Below are 691 nucleotides of genomic sequence, written 5' to 3'. Positions count from 1 at the left end.
TCATTAATTAATCCAAAACCATAAATACCAACGGCCTCCCATCGGTGGCCGGGGATTTTTATTACCTAAATTCGGAGTCAGCACCATGCATATGCATAAAACAGTAGGGCAGGAAATGAGTCACCGGGCGGCGGCTGAGTCGCGCCAAAACGCTTTAGATATAGCAAGAAAAGAGGCTAAAGCCGATGCCGCTGTGAGTTTTTCTAGCCACTTAGATCGGCTGGCAACGCATGTGGTTAATGAGGGGCTTTCGTCAGTTGAGATTGCAGAGCTGCTACGACAGGAAGCTGAAAAGTTTAACCGAGCCAGATAAGGCACTCATTACTTAAATAAGGGTTGTGCAATGCATATCAAAATTGGCGATCAACATGTTATTACCAGTGACAGTCTGCAATTTATTCTCAATGAAATAAAAATCGGTAAGAAAGGTAAAAATGAAGGCCAGGAGCGTCTGGAGCCGGTTGCTTATTATCTAACAATTGAACAATTAGTTGCCGGTCTTATTAGGAGACATATATTAGCCTCGTCGGTTGATAGCTTCGCCTCTTTGGCGGCTGAGATTGGCCGCATTGGTAAGTTATGCCAAGACGCATTTTCATCTTTAAGAACGAGCGGCGAATGACTGCGGCCATTCAGCGCCCAGTAAGCGATTTCACTGACGGGGATATTTTATCCCTGTCTTTGCCGTTTC

Annotated in this window: 2 protein-coding genes; both read left to right on the top strand. The window is 45.2% G+C overall.

Features of this window, described 5'->3' with window-relative positions:
- The first annotated feature begins 85 nt into the window (after positions 1 to 85).
- The gene (locus DBA33_RS20420; RefSeq protein WP_120807130.1) at positions 86 to 313 is read left to right on the top strand and encodes a DUF2732 family protein; all 228 of its coding nucleotides are present in this window, start codon (positions 86 to 88) and stop codon (positions 311 to 313) included.
- A gap of 30 nt (positions 314 to 343) precedes the next feature.
- Complete coding sequence (locus DBA33_RS20415; RefSeq protein ID WP_120807129.1) at positions 344 to 622, top strand: DUF5405 family protein; 279 nt, start codon at positions 344 to 346, stop codon at positions 620 to 622.
- The last annotated feature ends 69 nt before the right edge of the window (positions 623 to 691 follow it).

This window comes from Yersinia sp. IP36721 (genome assembly GCF_003634395.1).
Classification (GTDB): Bacteria; Pseudomonadota; Gammaproteobacteria; order Enterobacterales; family Enterobacteriaceae; genus Yersinia; species Yersinia entomophaga.
The sequence above is the reverse complement of the archived record's forward strand: the minus strand, read 5'-3'. Positions and strand labels throughout refer to the sequence as shown.